This is a genomic window from Candidatus Alcyoniella australis (assembly GCA_030765605.1).
GTDB lineage: Bacteria > Lernaellota > Lernaellaia > JAVCCG01 > Alcyoniellaceae > Alcyoniella > Alcyoniella australis.
This window is the reverse complement of record JAVCCG010000093.1, coordinates 60,028-77,314: the sequence shown is the minus strand read 5'-3', so window position 1 is coordinate 77,314 and position 17,287 is coordinate 60,028. Positions and strand designations below refer to the sequence as shown.

Sequence of the window (17,287 nt, the reverse complement as noted above, 5' to 3'; positions counted from 1 at the left end):
GCGCCCTGAACAATCTAACGCCGGTCGAATTCGCAGCGGCGCAGGGCAAGAAAGGAATGGAAAACGCTAGCCCGAAAAGGGCGGTTGGACTAACTTAGAAACCGGACCAGCGATTGGGGGCAGGTCAGCGAAGCATACGAAACGGTTGAAGAAAGGGCCCTGGGCACACGGGCACGATACTTATTCACAGACCTTGATCCAACAAGCAATAATTAAGTATCGTGTCCCTGGAATTCATGTCCCCGGAATTCATTGTGTCCCCGGAATTCATTATCATGTATAAGTTCAAAATATCTATTAAAAGGCGTCTTGCCACCTATACTAAATTCTCCGAGGATAGACGTTATATTTGGTGGCCAGCAATATACCCGTTCAAATGCGTGTCTACAGAGCACGCTAATGCAAACTGTCGGGGCTCTTAATTCTCGCTGTTATAGGTGTTCTTAATATTCCCCAGCAAATCATTCCACCGAAACCTTTATAGGGATTGCCACTCCAATTTGCTGAGCAACCGCAATATAGATATCCGCAGCCTGTTCAGGGGTAACTATCGATATAATTAACGAATACCTGCACCTTTTGTCCCAGCGATTCAAATGATGTCGCTCTCTCCACCACCCAACATTTGGATAAATTGCAACCATTCTGGAATCAGCAAGATCTGCCGCCGTTCCTTTCCAAATATCGGAATGGATTGATCCAACATTTCTTGCGTCACCAATGACCCATTTATCTGTTGGGCCTGTAGTACCTGGGTGTCCTCCATCTTCATCCCACGCCTGTTTATTTATCCTTTTTATAAAGGCATCTTCTAGCTCTCCGGGGCTATTAACTGCAAACCGAAGTGAATGTGACGGATATCTATATCGGTCATCCCAACCAACTTCCCCTGGACCCGGCTCAATAAAATAAGAAAGAGTAACCCGCATTTGCACCTGAGTTCCTCCAAGATTCTCAAGGATGTCAGTTGGCCAAGGAAGGCGATAAAGATGCATATCACGCGTTATATATCCACCGGACTCGCTTTTATCAAATGGTTGTAACTCTGCTTGAGCAATCAATGTCAAAGAATTAGACGCGCAGTAAAGGGCTCTTTCAAGATCAGGCACGCCATAGCCACATATTCTTAATAACTTTGCATAGTCTTTCTTTCGGTTGGAATAATTGTTTGGAAGAAATTGACTTTTCATGGTTGCGGTCCATTCAGCAGTATGCACGATCAATGCTCTAATCGTTTCAGGCCAAGCTTCCGGATATTCGGTTTGTATTTTAGCACACATCCAAGCTGCGAGCGCTGCAGAGGCGCTCGTCGCATTAAATCTGCTGAACTGGACTATGTGAGGCTTGTAAGAGGTCGACAATAATTGAAGGTCATCATGAGCGTATATTGAATTGTTCGGTCCTCGAGCCACGTTACCACCCTCAAAAACAACATCCGGTTTAATCGGCCATTTTCGAGTTGGCCAAGAGGTTGACGTTGTGCTGTAGGGAGAAAGCCCGCCATTGGGTGCGATTGGAGCATAGTCGCCCATCATCGGATCATTGATCCGGTCTTTTTCAGTAAATGAGCCAACCGTTAATGCGTTCCATGCTTGGCCGGGATCATGGACTTCATTTGTGAGATTGTCTTCTGGGTAGTTTCGCCAGTTGTCGGGATTATCAACATTCCCAGCACTAATGATGATAAAACGATATGTGTCATCTTCATATCCAGATGTAAGTTTATCGATTATAGCAGACCAAGACGATGGGCGCCCGCGATCTCGATCATCTGTCGACGTAACAGCCATACAGAAAATTCTCTTACGTTGAGGGGCCTGGATTTCTGCACGGCTAATACCTTGTGAGGTAATATCGCCCCAAAGTTTTTTTGGATTTTGATCAGGAGGAGGAGGCAATATTTTCGATGACTCTAAACAATGATCAACAATCAAAGGACCGTTCGAGTTTAAGACGGAAAGAAGATCGCCATAGGAAATAATTCCAGCCATTAGAGTGCCATGGCCACGATCATCGCTAATATCCCAGGTCGGATTTGCAGAATGAAGGTCGGCATTATCCAATACCGGGTTGATCAGCAAGTGGCCGTTGTTCACGCCTGTATCGAGAATGCATACGCAATTTTCCGCATTTTGTCGGAAACGAGTTCGGCTTAAAAGATCTTGAACAAGCTGCACTTGATCTTGGTTTTGAAGATCGATAATAGCCGATGCTACTTCTTTGGCCGCACGGAACTCAGCTAAATCATCCGAAAGTTCTACAATCTGTTCCAATTGATGTCGGTTGGCTAGAATTAGTTTTACCGTTCTTTCAGGGAATTTAAGTGTTCCCTTTGTCTGTTCTATCTGAAGATTGCTTAGCAAGATATGAAAACGGGTTACAATTTTTTCAGAATCACTACTGATCCATGCTTCCGTCCATTCTCGAATATCGCCAGGGATCATGCCACGTTCATCAGAACGCCAGAAAGACTCGAGAACGGCATGACGAATGTCTGAGATACTCTCAATTAGCTTTGCGTTTTTCGGCTTACCACTTTTTGTGTCCTCTTTGGCATAAGCTATAATTTTTCTTAAAAAATATCCGCGTTTGTTGTAAGGTACATAGACTGTAGCAAGTGTACGCTTATCGGTCCCTGTCCCCTCCTTTCTAACATTAAGAAGCCGTATGCCAGAGCCAATACGCTCAAGGCTTCGTACCACAAGATCAAATCCGGGTGAGCTTTCAAATTCAATGTAGGCGCCATCCCTGTCGGCATGAGAAACTGCTTGACGGTTATCCGCTTCTTTCCACGCTTGCAGAAGTTGTTGCTGCAAGTGCCTGCTATGGCGGGATCTATCCCTCGACGGCAATCGAGGAGGGGAGCCTCCACTTATGGGATTGGTGAATCCTTGTGAGCTTGATGGACCTGCAAGAAAGATATGCCGATATTGTTCACCTGCCATTTTAAACTAAGCCTTCTGACCTCTGCGAATACTTATCCGCTCTTTAATCATGACCAATAAAAAGGATGCGCTCACTTTGGTTTTATCGGAAAGAATCGCCTGCTTTATTGCATCCCGACATGCCATATCGATTTCTGCTTGGCTCAGACCTTCGCTTTCGTGTAAAACTGCCTTCCATCTGAACCTCGTGGCGATAAACGATCCCAAAACATTTGCTATTAATTTCCTGCGGTCTTCCAGGTTAGGAATTTCGTAGTACAATACGTCATCAAATCGTCTAAAAAGCGCTTTGTCCAACAATCTCGGGCTATTCGTAGCCGCAACAATTAGACTGTCTGAAGTGTCCCGCTCGATAAACTGTAAAAACGCATTCAAAACCCGGCGCATTTCGCCAACGTCGTTGTCCATTGATCGTTCGCCACCAATTGCGTCGAATTCATCAAAAAAGTATACCCCCGATTCTCTCTGCATTAGATCGAAAATCTGTCTTAGCTTGGCGCTGGTCTCGCCCATAAACTTAGTAACAAGACGATCAACCTGAATCGTGTACAGTTGCATACGAAGTTCGTGAGCCAATACCAGGGCGGACATTGTCTTTCCGGTGCCCGGAGGGCCTACAAACAAAATTTTCCTTCGATGCGATAGTCCGTGTGCCTTTAATTTCTGTTGTTGTCTATGTTCGTGTATAATGCGCTCAATCCTTGCTTCAAGAATGTTGGGAATTACAAGAGCGGCCTTGGTGATATCGGACGACTCGGAGTACACTAATCCCTGCAAATCATCAGGAAACTTCAAAATGTTGGGTCTTGTTTCCTTACGGGCCTTATCAATAATTATACGAATATCATGCGCAAGGGCTCCATGACCATTTTGTGCCTCGTGCGCAGCGACTTGAAGCGCAATGGTATGGAACCGTTCCGCATCGGTGCTAAAATGTGAACGGATGAGTGATTTTATCTGTTCCGATGTAGCCATGGCATGACCCCGCGACATCCTATTGTTGTAGTCGGCCTTTTCTACTACAGCCCTCAGATATTATGGCAGATATCCTACGGTGGTGGCTACATAATAATTTACACTAATGCGAGTTTTATTCACGATGGTGATATAATTATATTTGACACACCCTCCTCTTCCTGGTAAAATATAGTGGTGCTCATTGAAAACTAAATCTCGGACGTCGATTGGAAAATTACGCCTGAAGTCGTGTAGTTGACATAATGTTTTGCCGATTTTTCCATGCGATTATTTCGCATTAGAATCATCTAGTTACAGACCTGCGGAAACTCAACCTATGCGATCAACTAAGCCCTATCGTACTTAGGCGGAATTACAGGGAAATCGCGGATTTTTTCGAAAGATTATCGCATGCGTGCGGTTTCAAGATTACCCTGATTAATCAAGACCTTGCGCGGCAGGGAAAAGCAGTATATGAACATCGCATGGAGCCAAATCGCGATTACCCTGCAATTCCAACGACTATACGCGCTTCGTAACCTATACGAAATCTGTGATTTGAAATCCCAATTCGTATGCAACACCTCAAGCAAAGTATCATGGAATAGCTTGCAAGTACTTGATTAGCAGCAATAATCATCGATTTTTAGGCAAATCTCAGACGTAAAGTAATTTCTTACTAAAGCGCCCTAACCGGCTTGAAAAAGCACATGATTTACGATCAGTGGCGTCTAGGAGCAGCAGCCCGCGTCGTCGTCTTCCTCGGCGTCTTGCGCATCGTCGTCGTCGTCGTCCTGATCGGGCGTCGGTTCGGATACGCTGTAGCTCAGATCGAGGATCTCGGAGCGGTCGTCGCAGCGGTCTACGGCGCGGAAGTGCACGCTGTGTTCGCCCACGCTCAGGTCCTCGGGCTCGTAGATGATCGGGCCGTACTCGTTGGACGAGCAACCGGCGTCGGAGGGCAGGCGCAGGTAGCGCTCAAAGCCCTGGCCTTCGCCCAGGTCGATCTGGATGTCGCCGCCGGCCAGGTTGCACTGGGCGTCTTGGAACTCGACCTCGATCCGCAGTGCGTCGCCAACGTTGATCTGGGGCTGCTCCAGCTGCGTCTCGCCAACGTAGTAGCGCACCGGTCCAAGCTCGGGTGCGGTGTTCTGCGAACAGGGAACCCCTCCGGCGTACTCGCCCTTAAACACGTAGCGCTCGATCTCGCACTGGCCCCAGCGAATGCGGAAAAACCCGCCCTCGCCCCAGGCCGCGCCCCAGGAATTTTTGCAAATCCAGTACTGTTCGTCCTCATCGTAGCCGACCATCAGCACGCCGTGGGCTCCGGTCTGTTCGCCCGTGGTGTGCTCGTAGATCCCGTCGGTGTAGGCGCCGAAATCCTCGTAGGTCAACATCCCCACCAGCAGCGGCCCCTCGTTTAGCGCTAGCATGATGCTCTGGGAATTGCCCGAGACCCAGCTGTAGTCGATGATCGCCTCGGCTCGCTGCTCCCAGTCCGAACAATGGTCTGAGCACGGCTGGTCCTCGCCGTCATCGCCTGCCTCGTAGGGGAAGCATTGCTCGTCGGGCGTGCCGTATTCCACCATGTAATCCAGCACCGTGTCCGCAGTGGTCCCGCCGTCGCATTGTCCGCCCGAGCAGAAAAACAGGTGCGCCTCGGACATATCGGGCTCGAGGTCCGGGTCGTCGTAGTAGATCTCCATCAGCGACTCGAGCAGCGAGCAGCCGGCGAACGCGCCGCACGCGCCGCAGCGACCCTGGTTCTTGGCGCCGGTGGTGAAATTCAGCGGATTGGCGCGCCAGTCCAGCTGATCGGGCAGCGTGTTCTTGGCATCGCCGCGCCAGATGGGCACTTGCGCCAGGGACCAATCGTCGAGCAACAGGCCTCCGGCAATGCGGCGGTACTGCTCGGGGCTCAGCTCGGTGATCGGGTTGGGCCCGGCCTGCCACTGCAGGCCGCGCTGCTCGATCGACTGCTGAAGCTCGGCGATAAACTGCGCGTCAAGGGCCCACGCGCCGGCCGCGCCCAGCAGCAGCGTCGCAATTATCAAAAGGCTACAGGCCGCGTGCCTCATCGAAATCTCCGTTCACAACAGCGCGTCAGCCGCAGGAGCCACCGCTGTCGCCGTCGTCGTCATCGTCCGCCGAGTCGTCGTCGCCGCCACGGTCCGGCGGCTGCTCGGTCACAGTGAAATGCAGCACGAGGGTCGAGCTCTGGTCGTCGCAACGGTCCTCGGCCCGCACATTGATCGTGTGTTCGCCCAGGCTCAGCTCCTCGGGCGAAAAGACGATCGGCCCGTACTCGTCGGAGCTGCACCCGGCGTCCTTGGGCAGCCGGTCGAGCCGCTCGTACCCCTCGCCCTGGTCGACCATAATGTCGCCGCCGGCCAGGTTGCACTCGAGGTCGGCGAAGTCGATCCGCACCTTGAAGTCCTCGTTTTGGCCCACCAGCGGGGCATCGCCGAGCTCTTGATCGCCCACGTAGTAGCGTGCCGGTCCCAGCTCGGGCTTGGTGTTCAGCGAACAGGGCACGCCGCCGTTGTACTCGGCAATGTACAGCCAGTTCTCGATCTCGGCCTGGCCCCAGCGGATACGGAAAAATCCCTCCTCGCCCCAGCCCGGGGTCCAGGAGTTCTTGCAGATCCAGTACTGCTCCTCGGCGTTGTAGCCGACCATCTGCACCGCGTGGGCACCGATCGACGGCCCGAGTACGTGCTCGTAAACCCCGCCGCCGTAGAGCTCGAAGTCGAGGTAGATGATCATCCCGGCGAACAGCGGCGCCTCGTTAAGCGCCTGCATGATGCTCGTCGGGTCCGTGGGCACGCGCTTGTAATCGATGATCGCCTGGGCGCGCTCCTGCCAGTCGGGGCACGACGCGGAGCAGCTCTGGTCTTGGGCGTTGGAGCCCGCGGTATAGGGCATGCAGGCCTCGTCGGGCACGCCATAGTAGCGGGCGTAGCGCAGCATCATCTCGGATGTCGAGCCGCGATTGCACTGGCCGCCGCCGCAGAAAAACACGTGCGCCTCGCTCAGATCGGGGTTGAGGTTGGGATCTTCGTAATAGATCTCGATTAACGATTCGAGCACCGAGCTCATGGCGAATCCGGCGCAGGCGCCGCAGTAGCCCTGATTTTTGGGCACGGTGGTGAAGTCGCCGGGATTGTAGCGCCAGTCGAAAATCGCCGGCAGCTCGTCCTTGGTCCCGCTGTTCCAGATCGGCGTCTGCTCAAAGGCCCACGAGTCCAGCTCGAGCCCCGCGGCGACCGTCAACAGCTGCTCGTAGGTCAGTTGCGACAGCGGACTTGTCGCGGCGCTCCACTGCGCTCCGGCCTCGTCGATGGCAGCCTGCACCGCAGCCGGTGTCAGCCGATCGGCCGCAACAGCGGTGCAGGCGGCCAGGATTATCAGGCAGCAGAGCATGGGCACGCAGGCTCGTTTGATCATTTACAACTCCAAGCGTTGATTCGTCACAGTTGTCACGCTTTCAGCGGATGGTGATTCGGGCTTTGTAGCTGCCGACGGTGGTCTGCTCGCACTGCCAGGATCGGCAGTGGATCATCTGGATCGTGCACTCGCCGTCGGCCTTGGCGCGGTAGACCACGGTCCGCACTCCGCCGGCTCCGATCCCCGGTCCCTGGACCTGATAATCGTTGCGTAGCAGCTCGAGCAGCGCCTCGTCCACGCCTGAGATCTGCCAAGTGTAGCCGGTGGTGGGATTGCTGCTGATGCAAAACTCGATAGTCTGCCCCTTGGACAGCTCGATCAGCTCGCTTCCCGCGGGCTGCTGGTCGTTGATCTGGATTATCTGGTCGGACTCGGCGGCCGATCCCGCTGCCCGGACGTCGGACACGAGCGGCAACACCAGGGTCAATGCGAGGATAAATGCGGCGGCGGCTCTCAAAAATAGTCCTCCTCGGCCGAATCGTTTCTAAACCCTTTACCGCGGGTTGTCAAAGCGCAAGGTTACGCTTTCAATCGATAATCGCATTATAATTCGACCGGTTGCGCGCATCGGCGTTGCTGTTGCTGATCCGTAATAAGCATGGAAACGCTCAACCCTATGTCGGCCGCATGTGAACGACCTGGACCAGGTCGAGGCGCAGCTCTGCGGTGGGATCGTTCTCGTCCGCGACCCAGATGAACGGCCCGGCAGGCCCCATGCCGACCCAGGTCTTGAGCAGGCGCACACGCCGTACTTCACCGCTGCGCATGGTCAGCTCCCACCACAGCCAGCCACCGCCGTGGTTGATCAGATCCTTGCGTACCGCGCAGAACGGGCTGTCGCAAATAGACACGTCTTAATTATAGCTCGATTTACGGTTTTTAGATGCGGGTTACACGCTGTCGCGCCGGGGCGCTTCCTGGGCCTGAACCGAGCTTTCAAGGTCATAGGCCCGGGTCACGCCCGAGCCGAGCATGCGCGCGGTCCAGATCAGCATCAGCAGGGTGACCACTGTATACAGCGTGATCTGTATCGCCAGGAAGTCGGCGATGCGGCGATGCCAGGCCACGTAGCCCGCGGCGAGCAACAGCGCGAGAAACGGCCCGATGATCGAGCCCTGGCGACCCTTGGACCAGGTGTTCATCCGCATCAGCATGACGCAGATGATGCCCAGGGCTTGGGCGAGCATCGCGAATCCCAGATGCTTGGCCGCGTTGCCCGGGTCCGCGCCGAACAGCACCTCGACCACGAACTCGGGCTTGACCAAGGCCAGGGACACTCCTCCGGCAAGGATCAGCACCAGGAAAGTCAGCGACAGCGAGAACGAGCGGCGGCGCTCGGCAAGGTGCGCCGTGGGATCGGACATGGTCTGCATTACGATCGCCGACATCGCCACGCCGGGCAGCAGCATGAACTTGCCGGCAACGAACAGCCGGCCGTAGACCGGTACATCCTGGGCCGGGAGCAGGTGTGCGGCGAGCACCGCGTCGATCAGCATCGCCGCGCCCATGCTGACCATCAGCAGCGAGTGCGGCGGGTGCTCGATCCCGTGGGTCTGAGGCACGATCCTCCTCAGTCCGCCGGAGGACCACAGTGCGAGCAGGCCGAAGACCAACGCCAGGAAGCTGCCCGCGCACAGGCCCCACAACGCCGAGGGGATCGAGCGCCAAGTCAGACAGAACGCCAGGCCGCCGACCAGCCAGGCCAGCGCCTCGAGGGCCACGACCTTGGTCGACAGCAAGTACGGATCGCGGCGCGCGGCGCGCTCCCCGGGCCGTTGCTCCTCATCCTCCTCGTTGTCCGACGAGGGCAGATCGGCCAACCGCTCAGCGGCGAGTTGGGCTGCGGCAGCCACGAACATGAACAACAGCAGCGGCGCCGCCGTGCCGCTCATCCCCAGGGGGAACGGTCCGTCGAACCTGCCGGGGTACAGCAGCAGCACATAGGCTGCGACCCACAGCATGGCGACCAACGGTTCGGCGCGCAGGCCCTTGCCCGCACCGCGGCGCGCCCGGACGTACTGAATATCGGTGTAGAGGAAGCTCACGGAGATTCTCGCCAGCAGCGCGGCGCCGACCAGGGCCATGAAGCGGGTCAGGCCCTCGGGCGCGACGCGGCCCACTCCGATGCCCACAAACAGCAGCGCGCACCAGCGCGCCAGTTCAGCGGCCAACCGAGAGGGCCCCTCGCGCACTAACTGGGAATCAGGTGAAAACATTAGCTTTGATTACCACTGCCCGGCCGCCGAGACAACCCGCCGGACGCAAATCGCAACCCGTGCAACGCTCGTAGCGCTGAGCCTTGACATCCGCTTGCGAATCAATACACTAGTTCCCCCGCGCGCCATAGGCGCGCGGGGCACTAACGGATACGCGCTGCGGCGCGAATGAATTCCGAGCTGTCGGGCGAGCGTGAAACGCCCAAATTGATCATAGAAAGGGGTGATGTTTCTAGATGCCAGGCGTTCGTATTAGAGAGAACGAGTCTTATGAGGGCGCTTTGCGTCGCTTCCGCAAGCAGTGCGAGAAGGCGGGTATCCTCTCGGAGCTGCGCCGTCGCGAGCATTACGAGAAGCCGAGCGTTAAAAGTAAACGCAAAGCTGCCGCTGCACGCAAAAGACTGCTGAAGAAGATGCGCAAGGTAGGTCGTTACTAGAAATGTCGCTTAAGAAGCGGATCAACGACGACTGCGTAACCGCGCTCAAGGCCAAGGAAGAGCTGCGCCTCTCCACGTTGAGAATGCTCAAGGCCGCGGTGCAGAACCGCGAGCTCAAGGGCAGTGGCGAGCTGGACGACCAGGCCGTGATCGAGGTGATCGCGAGTCAGATTAAGCAACGCAAACAGTCGATCGAGAGCTACGCCGCGGCGAACCGCGAGGATCTGGCAAACGGCGAGCGCGCCGAGTTGGAGATCCTGGGCGAATACATGCCGCAGCAGCTCTCGGTCGATGAATTGACCCCGCTGGTCAAACAGGCAATCGAAGAGGTCGGCGCTGACTCACCCAAGCAGATGGGCGCGGTGATGAAAGCCGTGATGGCAAAGGTGCGCGGGGCCGCCGACGGCAAGATCGTCAGCGAGCTGGTGCGCAAGCAATTGAGCTGATCACACTGACGCCACCGACAGGGTCGCGCAAACCTAAGCCGCAAACCGGACCCGGCTCGCCCGGGTCGCCCAGAGGCGATTGATGGCCATCCCCGAAGAGGTCATCGAACAGCTCAAGTCGCGGCTGGACATCGTCCAGGTGGTATCGGAGCACCTGACGCTGAAGAAGGCCGGACGCAACTGGCGGGCGGTCTGCCCGTTCCACCCGGACAAGGATCCGAGCCTGGTGGTCAGCCCCGAGCGCCAGACCTTTCACTGCTTCGGTTGCGGCGAGGGCGGCGGCCCGATCCACTTCGTGATGAAGATCACGGGGATGAGCTTCCCCGAGGCGGTGCGTTCGTTGGCCGAGCGGGTGGGGATCGAGGTACCCGAGTCCAATGCTCAGTCGCGCCGTCGCGGCGAGCGCGATCTGCTGCTGGCGGTCAACGCCGAGACCGAGGGTTTTTTCACCGCGTCGCTGGCCGATAATGGCCACGGCAAGCACGTACGCGAATACCTGGCAGCGCGAGGGATCTCGGACGAGCTGGTCAAGCGTTTCAGCCTGGGCTTTGCGCCCAACTCGTGGGAAGGGCTGGTACGGCATTTGCGCTCGCGCAAGGCCGACCTTAAGCGCGCCGAGGTTCTGGGACTGATCGGCGTAAGCCGCCGCGGCTCGCTGGTCGACAAGTTCCGCAACCGGGTGATGATCCCGATCCGCGACGTGCAGGGGCGCTGCGTGGGCTTTGGCGGACGGGCGCTGGGGGACGACGAGCCCAAGTACCTCAACAGCCAGGAGTCCGAGCTGTACCACAAGAGTCGGGTGCTGTTCGGGCTGGACACGGCGCGCGAGGCGATACGCCAGACGAAGCGCGCGGTGGTTGTCGAGGGCTACTTCGACTCGCTGGCTTTGGCAGCCCACGGCATCGGCGAGGCAGTGGCGACCTGCGGTACGGCTCTGACCGAGGATCACGCGCGGCTGCTGTCGCGCTATACCGAGCGAATCGTGCTGCTCTTCGACGGCGACGCCGCCGGACGCAAGGCAGCCTGGAGGACGATGGAGCTGTTCCTGGACAAACCGCAACAGCCGCTGGTGGTGCTGCTGCCCCAGGGGCACGACCCGGACAGCTTCGTGCGCGAGCACGGGGCCGATCCGTTGCGCGAAATGCTCGATCAGGCCGAGCCGATCCTCGAACGCTTTATCGCCAACCGCGTGGCCGAGGCCGGCCGCAGCATTGAGGCCAAGGTGCACGCAGGCCAACGCATCGGCCAGGTACTGGCGCGGGTCGAGGACGCCACGCGACGCGAGCTGCTGGTGCGCGAGGCCGCGGGTCGGCTGGGCGTGGCCGAGTCGGCGATCTGGCAGCAGATCCAGACGGCGCGCAACGAGCGGCGCAAGCCCTCGGCGGCCGCGGTCCCGGCGGCGCAGTCGGAGCGCAGGCCGACGCCTAAAGAGGAATCCATGCTGCTGGCCCTTGCCACACGGGACCCCTCGCTGTTAGAGGAAATAGAGGACGCGGGATTGATCGAGATTGTCAGGGATCGCTTCGTGGGAGCCGCGTTGCAGCTGTTGTTGGACAATCGAGGGAGCAGCTCGCGCCAGAGCGTCGAGCAGCTATTGGCCGGGCTCGAGGATCAGGAGTTGGCACGCGAGCTGGCCGGCGCTATTCTAAGCGAGCTGCCGATCGACGAGAGCAATCTACGCGATGCATTTTACGACTGTGAGCGCAGGATCCGACTGGCCGACCTGCGCGGCAAGGCGCGGCAAATCGCGCAGGAGCTGGCGCAGGCCAAGGGCGATCCCCAGCGCGAGCGCGAGTTGCTGCAAAGGAAGCAGGAACTGAGCAGACAGATTGGCGAAGTAGACAGTGGTGTAATAAACGCCTTCGGCGATTAATAGGGGGCGAGTAGTGTTCCAGACCAAAGATCTCAAGAAGTTGGCCATCCTCGGCAAAACGCGGGGATACGTCACTTACGAGGAAGTCAACAAGTACATTCCCCCGGACGAGTTCGATCCGCTACGGATCGACGAACTGATGATGATGCTCGGCGAGATGGGAATCGAGATCGTCGAGGACGCGACCAAGCTGCGCCAGCAGCTGCTGCAGCATCATCCTCCCAAGGCCAAGGCCAAGAGCAAAGCCGAGAGCCTCGAGGCGATGGCCCTGGGCAAGACCAACGACCCGGTACGCATGTACCTGCGCGAGATGGGCGCGGTGAGCCTGCTTACGCGCGAGGGCGAAGTCGAGATTGCCAAGCGGATCGAGGCGGGCAATCTCGAGATCAGCCAGGCGATCATGGGCTGCCCGGTGACCTCCCTGGACCTGATCCAGATCAAGGAGCAGCTGCTCACGGGCGAGATCAAGTTGCGCGAGCTGATCAAGGGCTTCGAGGACACCAGCGACGAGGAGGACGAAGAAGAGGAGTTGGAGGAGGCCGACAAGACCTGGCTCGAGCGCGAGACGCTACGGATGGCCAAGCTGATCGACCGCGTACGGCGGACCGAGGAACGCGTGCGCAACGACCGCACCCAGGCCTCCAAACGGATCTCCAAGGCGGCGCGCGCCCGCCTCGAACGCCGAATCGAACGCAACCAGGGCGAGCTGGTCAAGTCCTTCGACGAGCTGAACCTGCACCCGAACATTCTCGAGCGCATCGCCGTGAACATCAAGCATCGCGGCAACAAGCTCGAGCAGGCGCTGTTCGACGAACGTCGCGCGGCCGAGCGACTGAACATCGACCCCGGGCAGGTCCACGAGCTGGCCACGGCGATCAAGCGCGACCCCAAGGCGCTGCAGGCCGAGGCGATCCGGCGCAAGATCAGCATGGAGCGGCTCGAGCATCTGGCCTCGGTCCACTTCGAGTCCGCCGAACTGATCCGCAACCTGGAACGCGAGTGCAACGTCACATCCAATCAACTGATCATGACCGTACGCCACATCCGCCACGGCGAGGCGCTGGCCAAGCGCGCCAAGAGCGAACTGATCGAGGCCAACTTACGGCTGGTGGTCTCGATCGCCAAGAAGTACACCAACCGCGGACTGCAGTTCCTCGATCTGATCCAGGAGGGGAACATCGGTCTGATGAAGGCCGTCGACAAGTTCGAGTACAAACGCGGCTACAAGTTCTCGACCTACGCCACCTGGTGGATCCGCCAGGCGATCACCCGCGCCATCGCCGACCAGGCGCGCACGATCCGCATCCCGGTACACATGATCGAGACGATCAACAAACTGATTCGCACCAGTCGCTACCTGGTCCAGGAGATCGGCCGCGAGCCCACGCCCGAAGAGATCGCCGTAAAAATGGACCTGCCGCTGGAGAAGGTGCGCAAAGTTCTCAAGATCGCCAAGGAGCCGATCAGCCTCGAGACGCCGATCGGCGAAGAGGAAGACAGCCACCTGGGCGATTTCATCGAGGATAAGAAGGCCGCGAGCCCGGCCGACGTGGTGGTCAACATCAACCTCGCCGAGCAGACCGAACGCGTGCTCTCATCGCTGACGCCGCGCGAGGAAAAGGTGCTGCGAATGCGCTTCGGCATTGGACAGCGCAGCGACCACACCCTCGAGGAAGTCGGTCAAGATTTCGAGGTCACCCGTGAGCGCATCCGCCAAATCGAGGCCAAGGCGCTGCGCAAACTGCGCCACCCGAGCCGCTCCAAACGCTTGCGCGCGTTCGTCGAAAGTTGATACGGCAGCCTGACAGGCTTGACAACACGGCCACGGGAAGGATAATAGAGCGCTTTTTCAGGCGCTGGTTCAGGCCACTTGGGCCCATAGCTCAGCGGCTAGAGCCACCGGCTCATAACCGGTCGGTCCCAGGTTCGAATCCTGGTGGGCCCATTACAAGCTGATTGACAAAAGAGGACTGCACAGGAACAAAGTTTTTGCGCAATGAGCAATTTGAAAACTCCACCTAAGCGCGCCTTACATGGCGCATTTCTCGGCGGGACGACCACCAACTCCGCCGCACAGGCCAGGGTACCCCAAACGGGTGCCCTTTTTTTATTGCGCAATGAGTAACCCCGGACTGACCCACGCCGATTTTCGACAGATCGTGGACAGCGCCTTTCCCTTTGCCTATACCCTGGCCGACGATCCCTCGGGCTGGGCGGTAGTCGACGAGCGTCGGCCGCTGGAGGGAGCGGCAGTGGCGCTGGAGGCCACGCCGCGCACGATCGAGGCCGCTGCCGACGCCGGGGCCAGCGTGCTGCTGGTACATCATCCGCCTTTCTTCACGCCGTTGCGCAGCCTGCGCGCGGGCGACCCGGCAAGCGATGTCGCGCTAAGCGCGTCACGCTACGGCATAGACCTGCTGGCTGCGCACACCAACGTCGACTGCGCACCCGGCGGACTGAGCGACCGGCTGTGCGAGTTGCTGGGCCTCGAAATCGGGGCGGCGATCGAGCCGTTGAGCGCGCGCGGCGACTACAAGTTGACGACCTTTGTCCCGTCCGAGCACGCCGACGTTGTGGCCGACGCGATCTTCAACAGCGGCGGCGGAGTGATCGGCGACTATGCCCGCTGCGGCTTCCGCAGCCCGGGCCTGGGAAGCTACCTGCCGCTGAAGGGGGCCGACCCATACAGCGGCCGTGTCGGGGCCCAGAGCCGCGAGCCCGAGCTGCGGATCGAGGTGCTGGCGCCCCGCGCCAAGCTGCCGGCCTGCATCGCGGCGTTGGTCGCGGCCCACCCCTACGAGGAACCGGCCTACGACGTCTATCCTCTCGAGCGCATGCATCCCGGCGCGGGATTGGGACGCTGGGCGCAGCTGCCCTCCGCAGTGAGCTTTCGGCAGTTCACTGAGTCGCTCAAACACGCGCTGGGCTTGAAACACTTACGCCGCGTGGGTCGCGCGCCGCGCCGCGTCAAGCACGTGGCAGTCTGCACCGGCTCGGGCCGTTCGCTGATCGGACACGTGGCGGCAAAGCCCGGAACGTTGTTCGTCACCGGCGAGCTGGGCTATCACGACCAGCGGCGCGTGGAGCAATTGGAAATGTGTGCCCTGGAGGCAGGGCATTTTGGTTCGGAACGGATTTTCATCGAAATGATGGCCGACACCCTTTCCCGATCGATCCCGGAGGTGCCGATCGTGCGCATCGCCCTGGAGCGGGAACCGGCGATCATGATTTAGCCTGGATTAGGAATCATGACTACTCCAGGTCAGGAGCACCCAGTGATCGAACAACTAAAGACGCTCGAGCAACTTCAGGAGATTGACCTGCGCATCGACGAGGTCAAACGCAATCAGGACGAATATCCAAAACAGATCGAACGCTACCGTGCGCAGATCCAGGCGAGCCAGGACGATTTCCAACTGGTCGAGAGCACGCACAACGCACTGATGAAGCAGCGGCGCACCAAAGAGCTGGATCTGCAACAGATCGAAGAGCGGGTCGCGGCCGACCGCGTCAAGCTGATGGGGGTCAAGACCAACAAGGAATACCACGCGATGCAGAAGCAGATCGAGAACCAGCGCGCGGACTACGACGAGCTGGAGACCGAGATCCTCAAGATGATGGAGACCATCGAGGAGTCCGAGCACGAGGTGCGGCGCGCCCGCGAGCGCTTCGAGCAGAACCGCAACAAGAACCAGGTCGAGGTCGACAAGCTCGAGAAGCAGATGGCGGCCATCGACGACAACCTCGAGGAGCTGGTCGACAAGTACGACGAGATCGCGGGCCGCATCGACCCCGCGCTGATCCAGCGCTACCTGCACGTGCGCAAGCTGCGCCGCGGCGTGGCCGTGGTGCCCGCGATCAAGGGCACCTGCCAGGGCTGCCACATGAAGCTCCCGCCCCAGGTCTACAACCTGGTAATCCGCAACGAGGAGATCATCACCTGCCCCAACTGCCACCGCATCCTCTACTTCTCCGAGGGATGATGGACACGCTCTACGCCAACTTCGACGGCGCCAGCCGCGGCAATCCCGGACCGGCCAGCGCCGGAGCCGTGCTCTACGACGGCACGGGCCGGGTGTTGGCCCGGGCCGGTAAATATTTGGGAGAGAACACCAACAACTACGCCGAATACAACGGCCTGCTGTTGGCGCTGAAACTGGCGCGCGAGCACGGCGTCCGCAGGCTGGTGATCCGCGCCGACTCCCAGTTGATCGTGCGCCAGATCGAGGGGCGCTACAAAGTCAAGGCCGCCAATCTGATTCCGCTTTATCAACGCGCGCGCGAGCTGATGGCGCACTTCGAGCGGGTGAGGGTCGAACACGGGCCGCGCGAAAAAAACAGCGAGGCCGACCGGCTGGCCAACTTGGCGATCGACGAGCACTTCGCTAAACGCTGATTGACCGCTGTCGAGCTACAACAATACAATGACAGCGACGGGGGCTGGACGGTCGCCGGCGGACTAGTGCCGCGGGAGGAAAGTCCGGGCTCCACAGGGCAGGGTGCTGGGTAACGCCCAGGGGGAGCAATCCCACGGAAAGTGCCACAGAAATTACACAGCCTAAGACCTTTCGGGGTCCGGCAATGGTGAAATGGTGCGGTAAGAGCGCACCCACGACAGCCGGGTAACCGGCGGTGCGGCAAACCCCACCCGGAGCGAGGTCAAATAGGGGAACGTGAGGCGGCCCGTCTCGATGTTCCCGGGTAGACCGCTTGAGGGTCCCAGTAATGGGCCCCCTAGATGAATGGCCGTCACCTGCCTTTGGCAGGAACAGAACCCGGCTTACAGGCCCCCGTCGCCTCTCCTCCGTGATCCCACGAGGTCCGAACACGCCTTGATCTATTTTCGCGGAGCATGATCTACATCAGATCCTGTGCAGCCAAAATGTGTTTTGATACATCCATGATTAAGCAAACCCATAGGGAGGTGAGACCATGAAACGCTATACCGTCCCGCGGGCCGCCCACT

The 17,287-nt window shown here is 58.6% G+C and carries 14 protein-coding genes, 1 tRNA gene and 1 other RNA gene; 9 read left to right on the top strand and 7 right to left on the bottom strand.

Features of this window, described 5'->3' with window-relative positions; translation table 11 throughout:
- Positions 1 to 461: 461 nt before the first annotated feature.
- The 7 genes from P9M14_10625 to P9M14_10595 all read right to left on the bottom strand — a co-directional run bounded on the left by P9M14_10625 (position 462) and on the right by P9M14_10595 (position 9,520).
- Complete coding sequence (locus P9M14_10625; protein ID MDP8256194.1) at positions 462 to 2,816, bottom strand: S8 family peptidase; 2,355 nt, start codon at positions 2,814 to 2,816, stop codon at positions 462 to 464.
- A gap of 135 nt (positions 2,817 to 2,951) precedes the next feature.
- Positions 2,952 to 3,920, bottom strand: a complete 969-nt coding sequence (locus P9M14_10620; GenBank protein MDP8256193.1) for an ATP-binding protein — start codon at positions 3,918 to 3,920, stop codon at positions 2,952 to 2,954.
- A 713-nt stretch (positions 3,921 to 4,633) separates the two neighbouring features.
- A complete protein-coding gene (locus P9M14_10615) occupies positions 4,634 to 5,980 on the bottom strand; it encodes a C1 family peptidase (GenBank protein ID MDP8256192.1) in 1,347 nt (448 codons plus the stop codon).
- A 25-nt stretch (positions 5,981 to 6,005) separates the two neighbouring features.
- Positions 6,006 to 7,349: a C1 family peptidase gene (locus P9M14_10610; GenBank protein MDP8256191.1), complete on the bottom strand. Its 1,344-nt coding sequence runs from the start codon at positions 7,347 to 7,349 to the stop codon at positions 6,006 to 6,008.
- A gap of 40 nt (positions 7,350 to 7,389) precedes the next feature.
- Positions 7,390 to 7,806 (bottom strand): protease inhibitor I42 family protein, encoded by a 417-nt coding sequence (locus P9M14_10605; protein MDP8256190.1) that lies wholly within the window; start codon positions 7,804 to 7,806, stop codon positions 7,390 to 7,392.
- Between the two features lie 157 nt (positions 7,807 to 7,963).
- Complete coding sequence (locus P9M14_10600; protein ID MDP8256189.1) at positions 7,964 to 8,200, bottom strand: hypothetical protein; 237 nt, start codon at positions 8,198 to 8,200, stop codon at positions 7,964 to 7,966.
- Between the two features lie 39 nt (positions 8,201 to 8,239).
- The gene (locus tag P9M14_10595; protein ID MDP8256188.1) at positions 8,240 to 9,520 is read right to left on the bottom strand and encodes a hypothetical protein; all 1,281 of its coding nucleotides are present in this window, start codon (positions 9,518 to 9,520) and stop codon (positions 8,240 to 8,242) included.
- A gap of 281 nt (positions 9,521 to 9,801) precedes the next feature.
- On the opposite strand from P9M14_10595, the gene rpsU reads away from it, so the two are divergent.
- The 9 genes from rpsU (at position 9,802) to rnpB (ending at position 17,120) form a co-directional block, all read left to right on the top strand.
- Complete coding sequence (gene rpsU / locus P9M14_10590) at positions 9,802 to 10,002, top strand: 30S ribosomal protein S21 (GenBank protein MDP8256187.1); 201 nt, start codon at positions 9,802 to 9,804, stop codon at positions 10,000 to 10,002.
- Positions 10,003 to 10,004: 2 nt separating this feature from the next.
- Entirely contained in the window at positions 10,005 to 10,448 is a 444-nt protein-coding gene (locus P9M14_10585; protein ID MDP8256186.1) for a GatB/YqeY domain-containing protein, read from the top strand.
- Between the two features lie 82 nt (positions 10,449 to 10,530).
- Complete coding sequence (gene dnaG, locus P9M14_10580; protein MDP8256185.1) at positions 10,531 to 12,321, top strand: DNA primase; 1,791 nt, start codon at positions 10,531 to 10,533, stop codon at positions 12,319 to 12,321.
- A gap of 13 nt (positions 12,322 to 12,334) precedes the next feature.
- Positions 12,335 to 14,113 (top strand): RNA polymerase sigma factor RpoD, encoded by a 1,779-nt coding sequence (gene rpoD / locus P9M14_10575; GenBank protein ID MDP8256184.1) that lies wholly within the window; start codon positions 12,335 to 12,337, stop codon positions 14,111 to 14,113.
- Between the two features lie 80 nt (positions 14,114 to 14,193).
- A tRNA-Ile gene (locus P9M14_10570) sits at positions 14,194 to 14,266 on the top strand.
- A gap of 172 nt (positions 14,267 to 14,438) precedes the next feature.
- A complete protein-coding gene (locus P9M14_10565) occupies positions 14,439 to 15,554 on the top strand; it encodes a Nif3-like dinuclear metal center hexameric protein (GenBank protein MDP8256183.1) in 1,116 nt (371 codons plus the stop codon).
- Positions 15,555 to 15,596: 42 nt separating this feature from the next.
- Positions 15,597 to 16,304 carry a C4-type zinc ribbon domain-containing protein gene (locus tag P9M14_10560; protein MDP8256182.1) on the top strand — a complete coding sequence of 236 codons (708 nt, stop codon included), beginning with the start codon at positions 15,597 to 15,599 and terminating at the stop codon, positions 16,302 to 16,304.
- Complete coding sequence (locus P9M14_10555; GenBank protein MDP8256181.1) at positions 16,304 to 16,717, top strand: ribonuclease HI family protein; 414 nt, start codon at positions 16,304 to 16,306, stop codon at positions 16,715 to 16,717. The genes P9M14_10560 and P9M14_10555 overlap by 1 nt, the downstream gene beginning before the upstream one ends.
- Positions 16,718 to 16,753: 36 nt before the next feature.
- Positions 16,754 to 17,120, top strand: an RNA gene (gene rnpB, locus P9M14_10550) — RNase P RNA component class A.
- Positions 17,121 to 17,287 lie beyond the last annotated feature (167 nt).

Coding starts and splice junctions, on each gene's coding strand:
- P9M14_10620 (MDP8256193.1), bottom strand. CDS start 3,920: ATGGCTACATCGGAACAGATAAAATCACTCATCCGTTCACATTTTAGC.
- P9M14_10615 (MDP8256192.1), bottom strand. CDS start 5,980: ATGAGGCACGCGGCCTGTAGCCTTTTGATAATTGCGACGCTGCTGCTG.
- P9M14_10610 (MDP8256191.1), bottom strand. CDS start 7,349: ATGATCAAACGAGCCTGCGTGCCCATGCTCTGCTGCCTGATAATCCTG.
- rpsU (MDP8256187.1), top strand. CDS start 9,802: ATGCCAGGCGTTCGTATTAGAGAGAACGAGTCTTATGAGGGCGCTTTG.
- P9M14_10585 (MDP8256186.1), top strand. CDS start 10,005: ATGTCGCTTAAGAAGCGGATCAACGACGACTGCGTAACCGCGCTCAAG.
- dnaG (MDP8256185.1), top strand. CDS start 10,531: ATGGCCATCCCCGAAGAGGTCATCGAACAGCTCAAGTCGCGGCTGGAC.
- P9M14_10565 (MDP8256183.1), top strand. CDS start 14,439: ATGAGTAACCCCGGACTGACCCACGCCGATTTTCGACAGATCGTGGAC.
- P9M14_10555 (MDP8256181.1), top strand. CDS start 16,304: ATGGACACGCTCTACGCCAACTTCGACGGCGCCAGCCGCGGCAATCCC.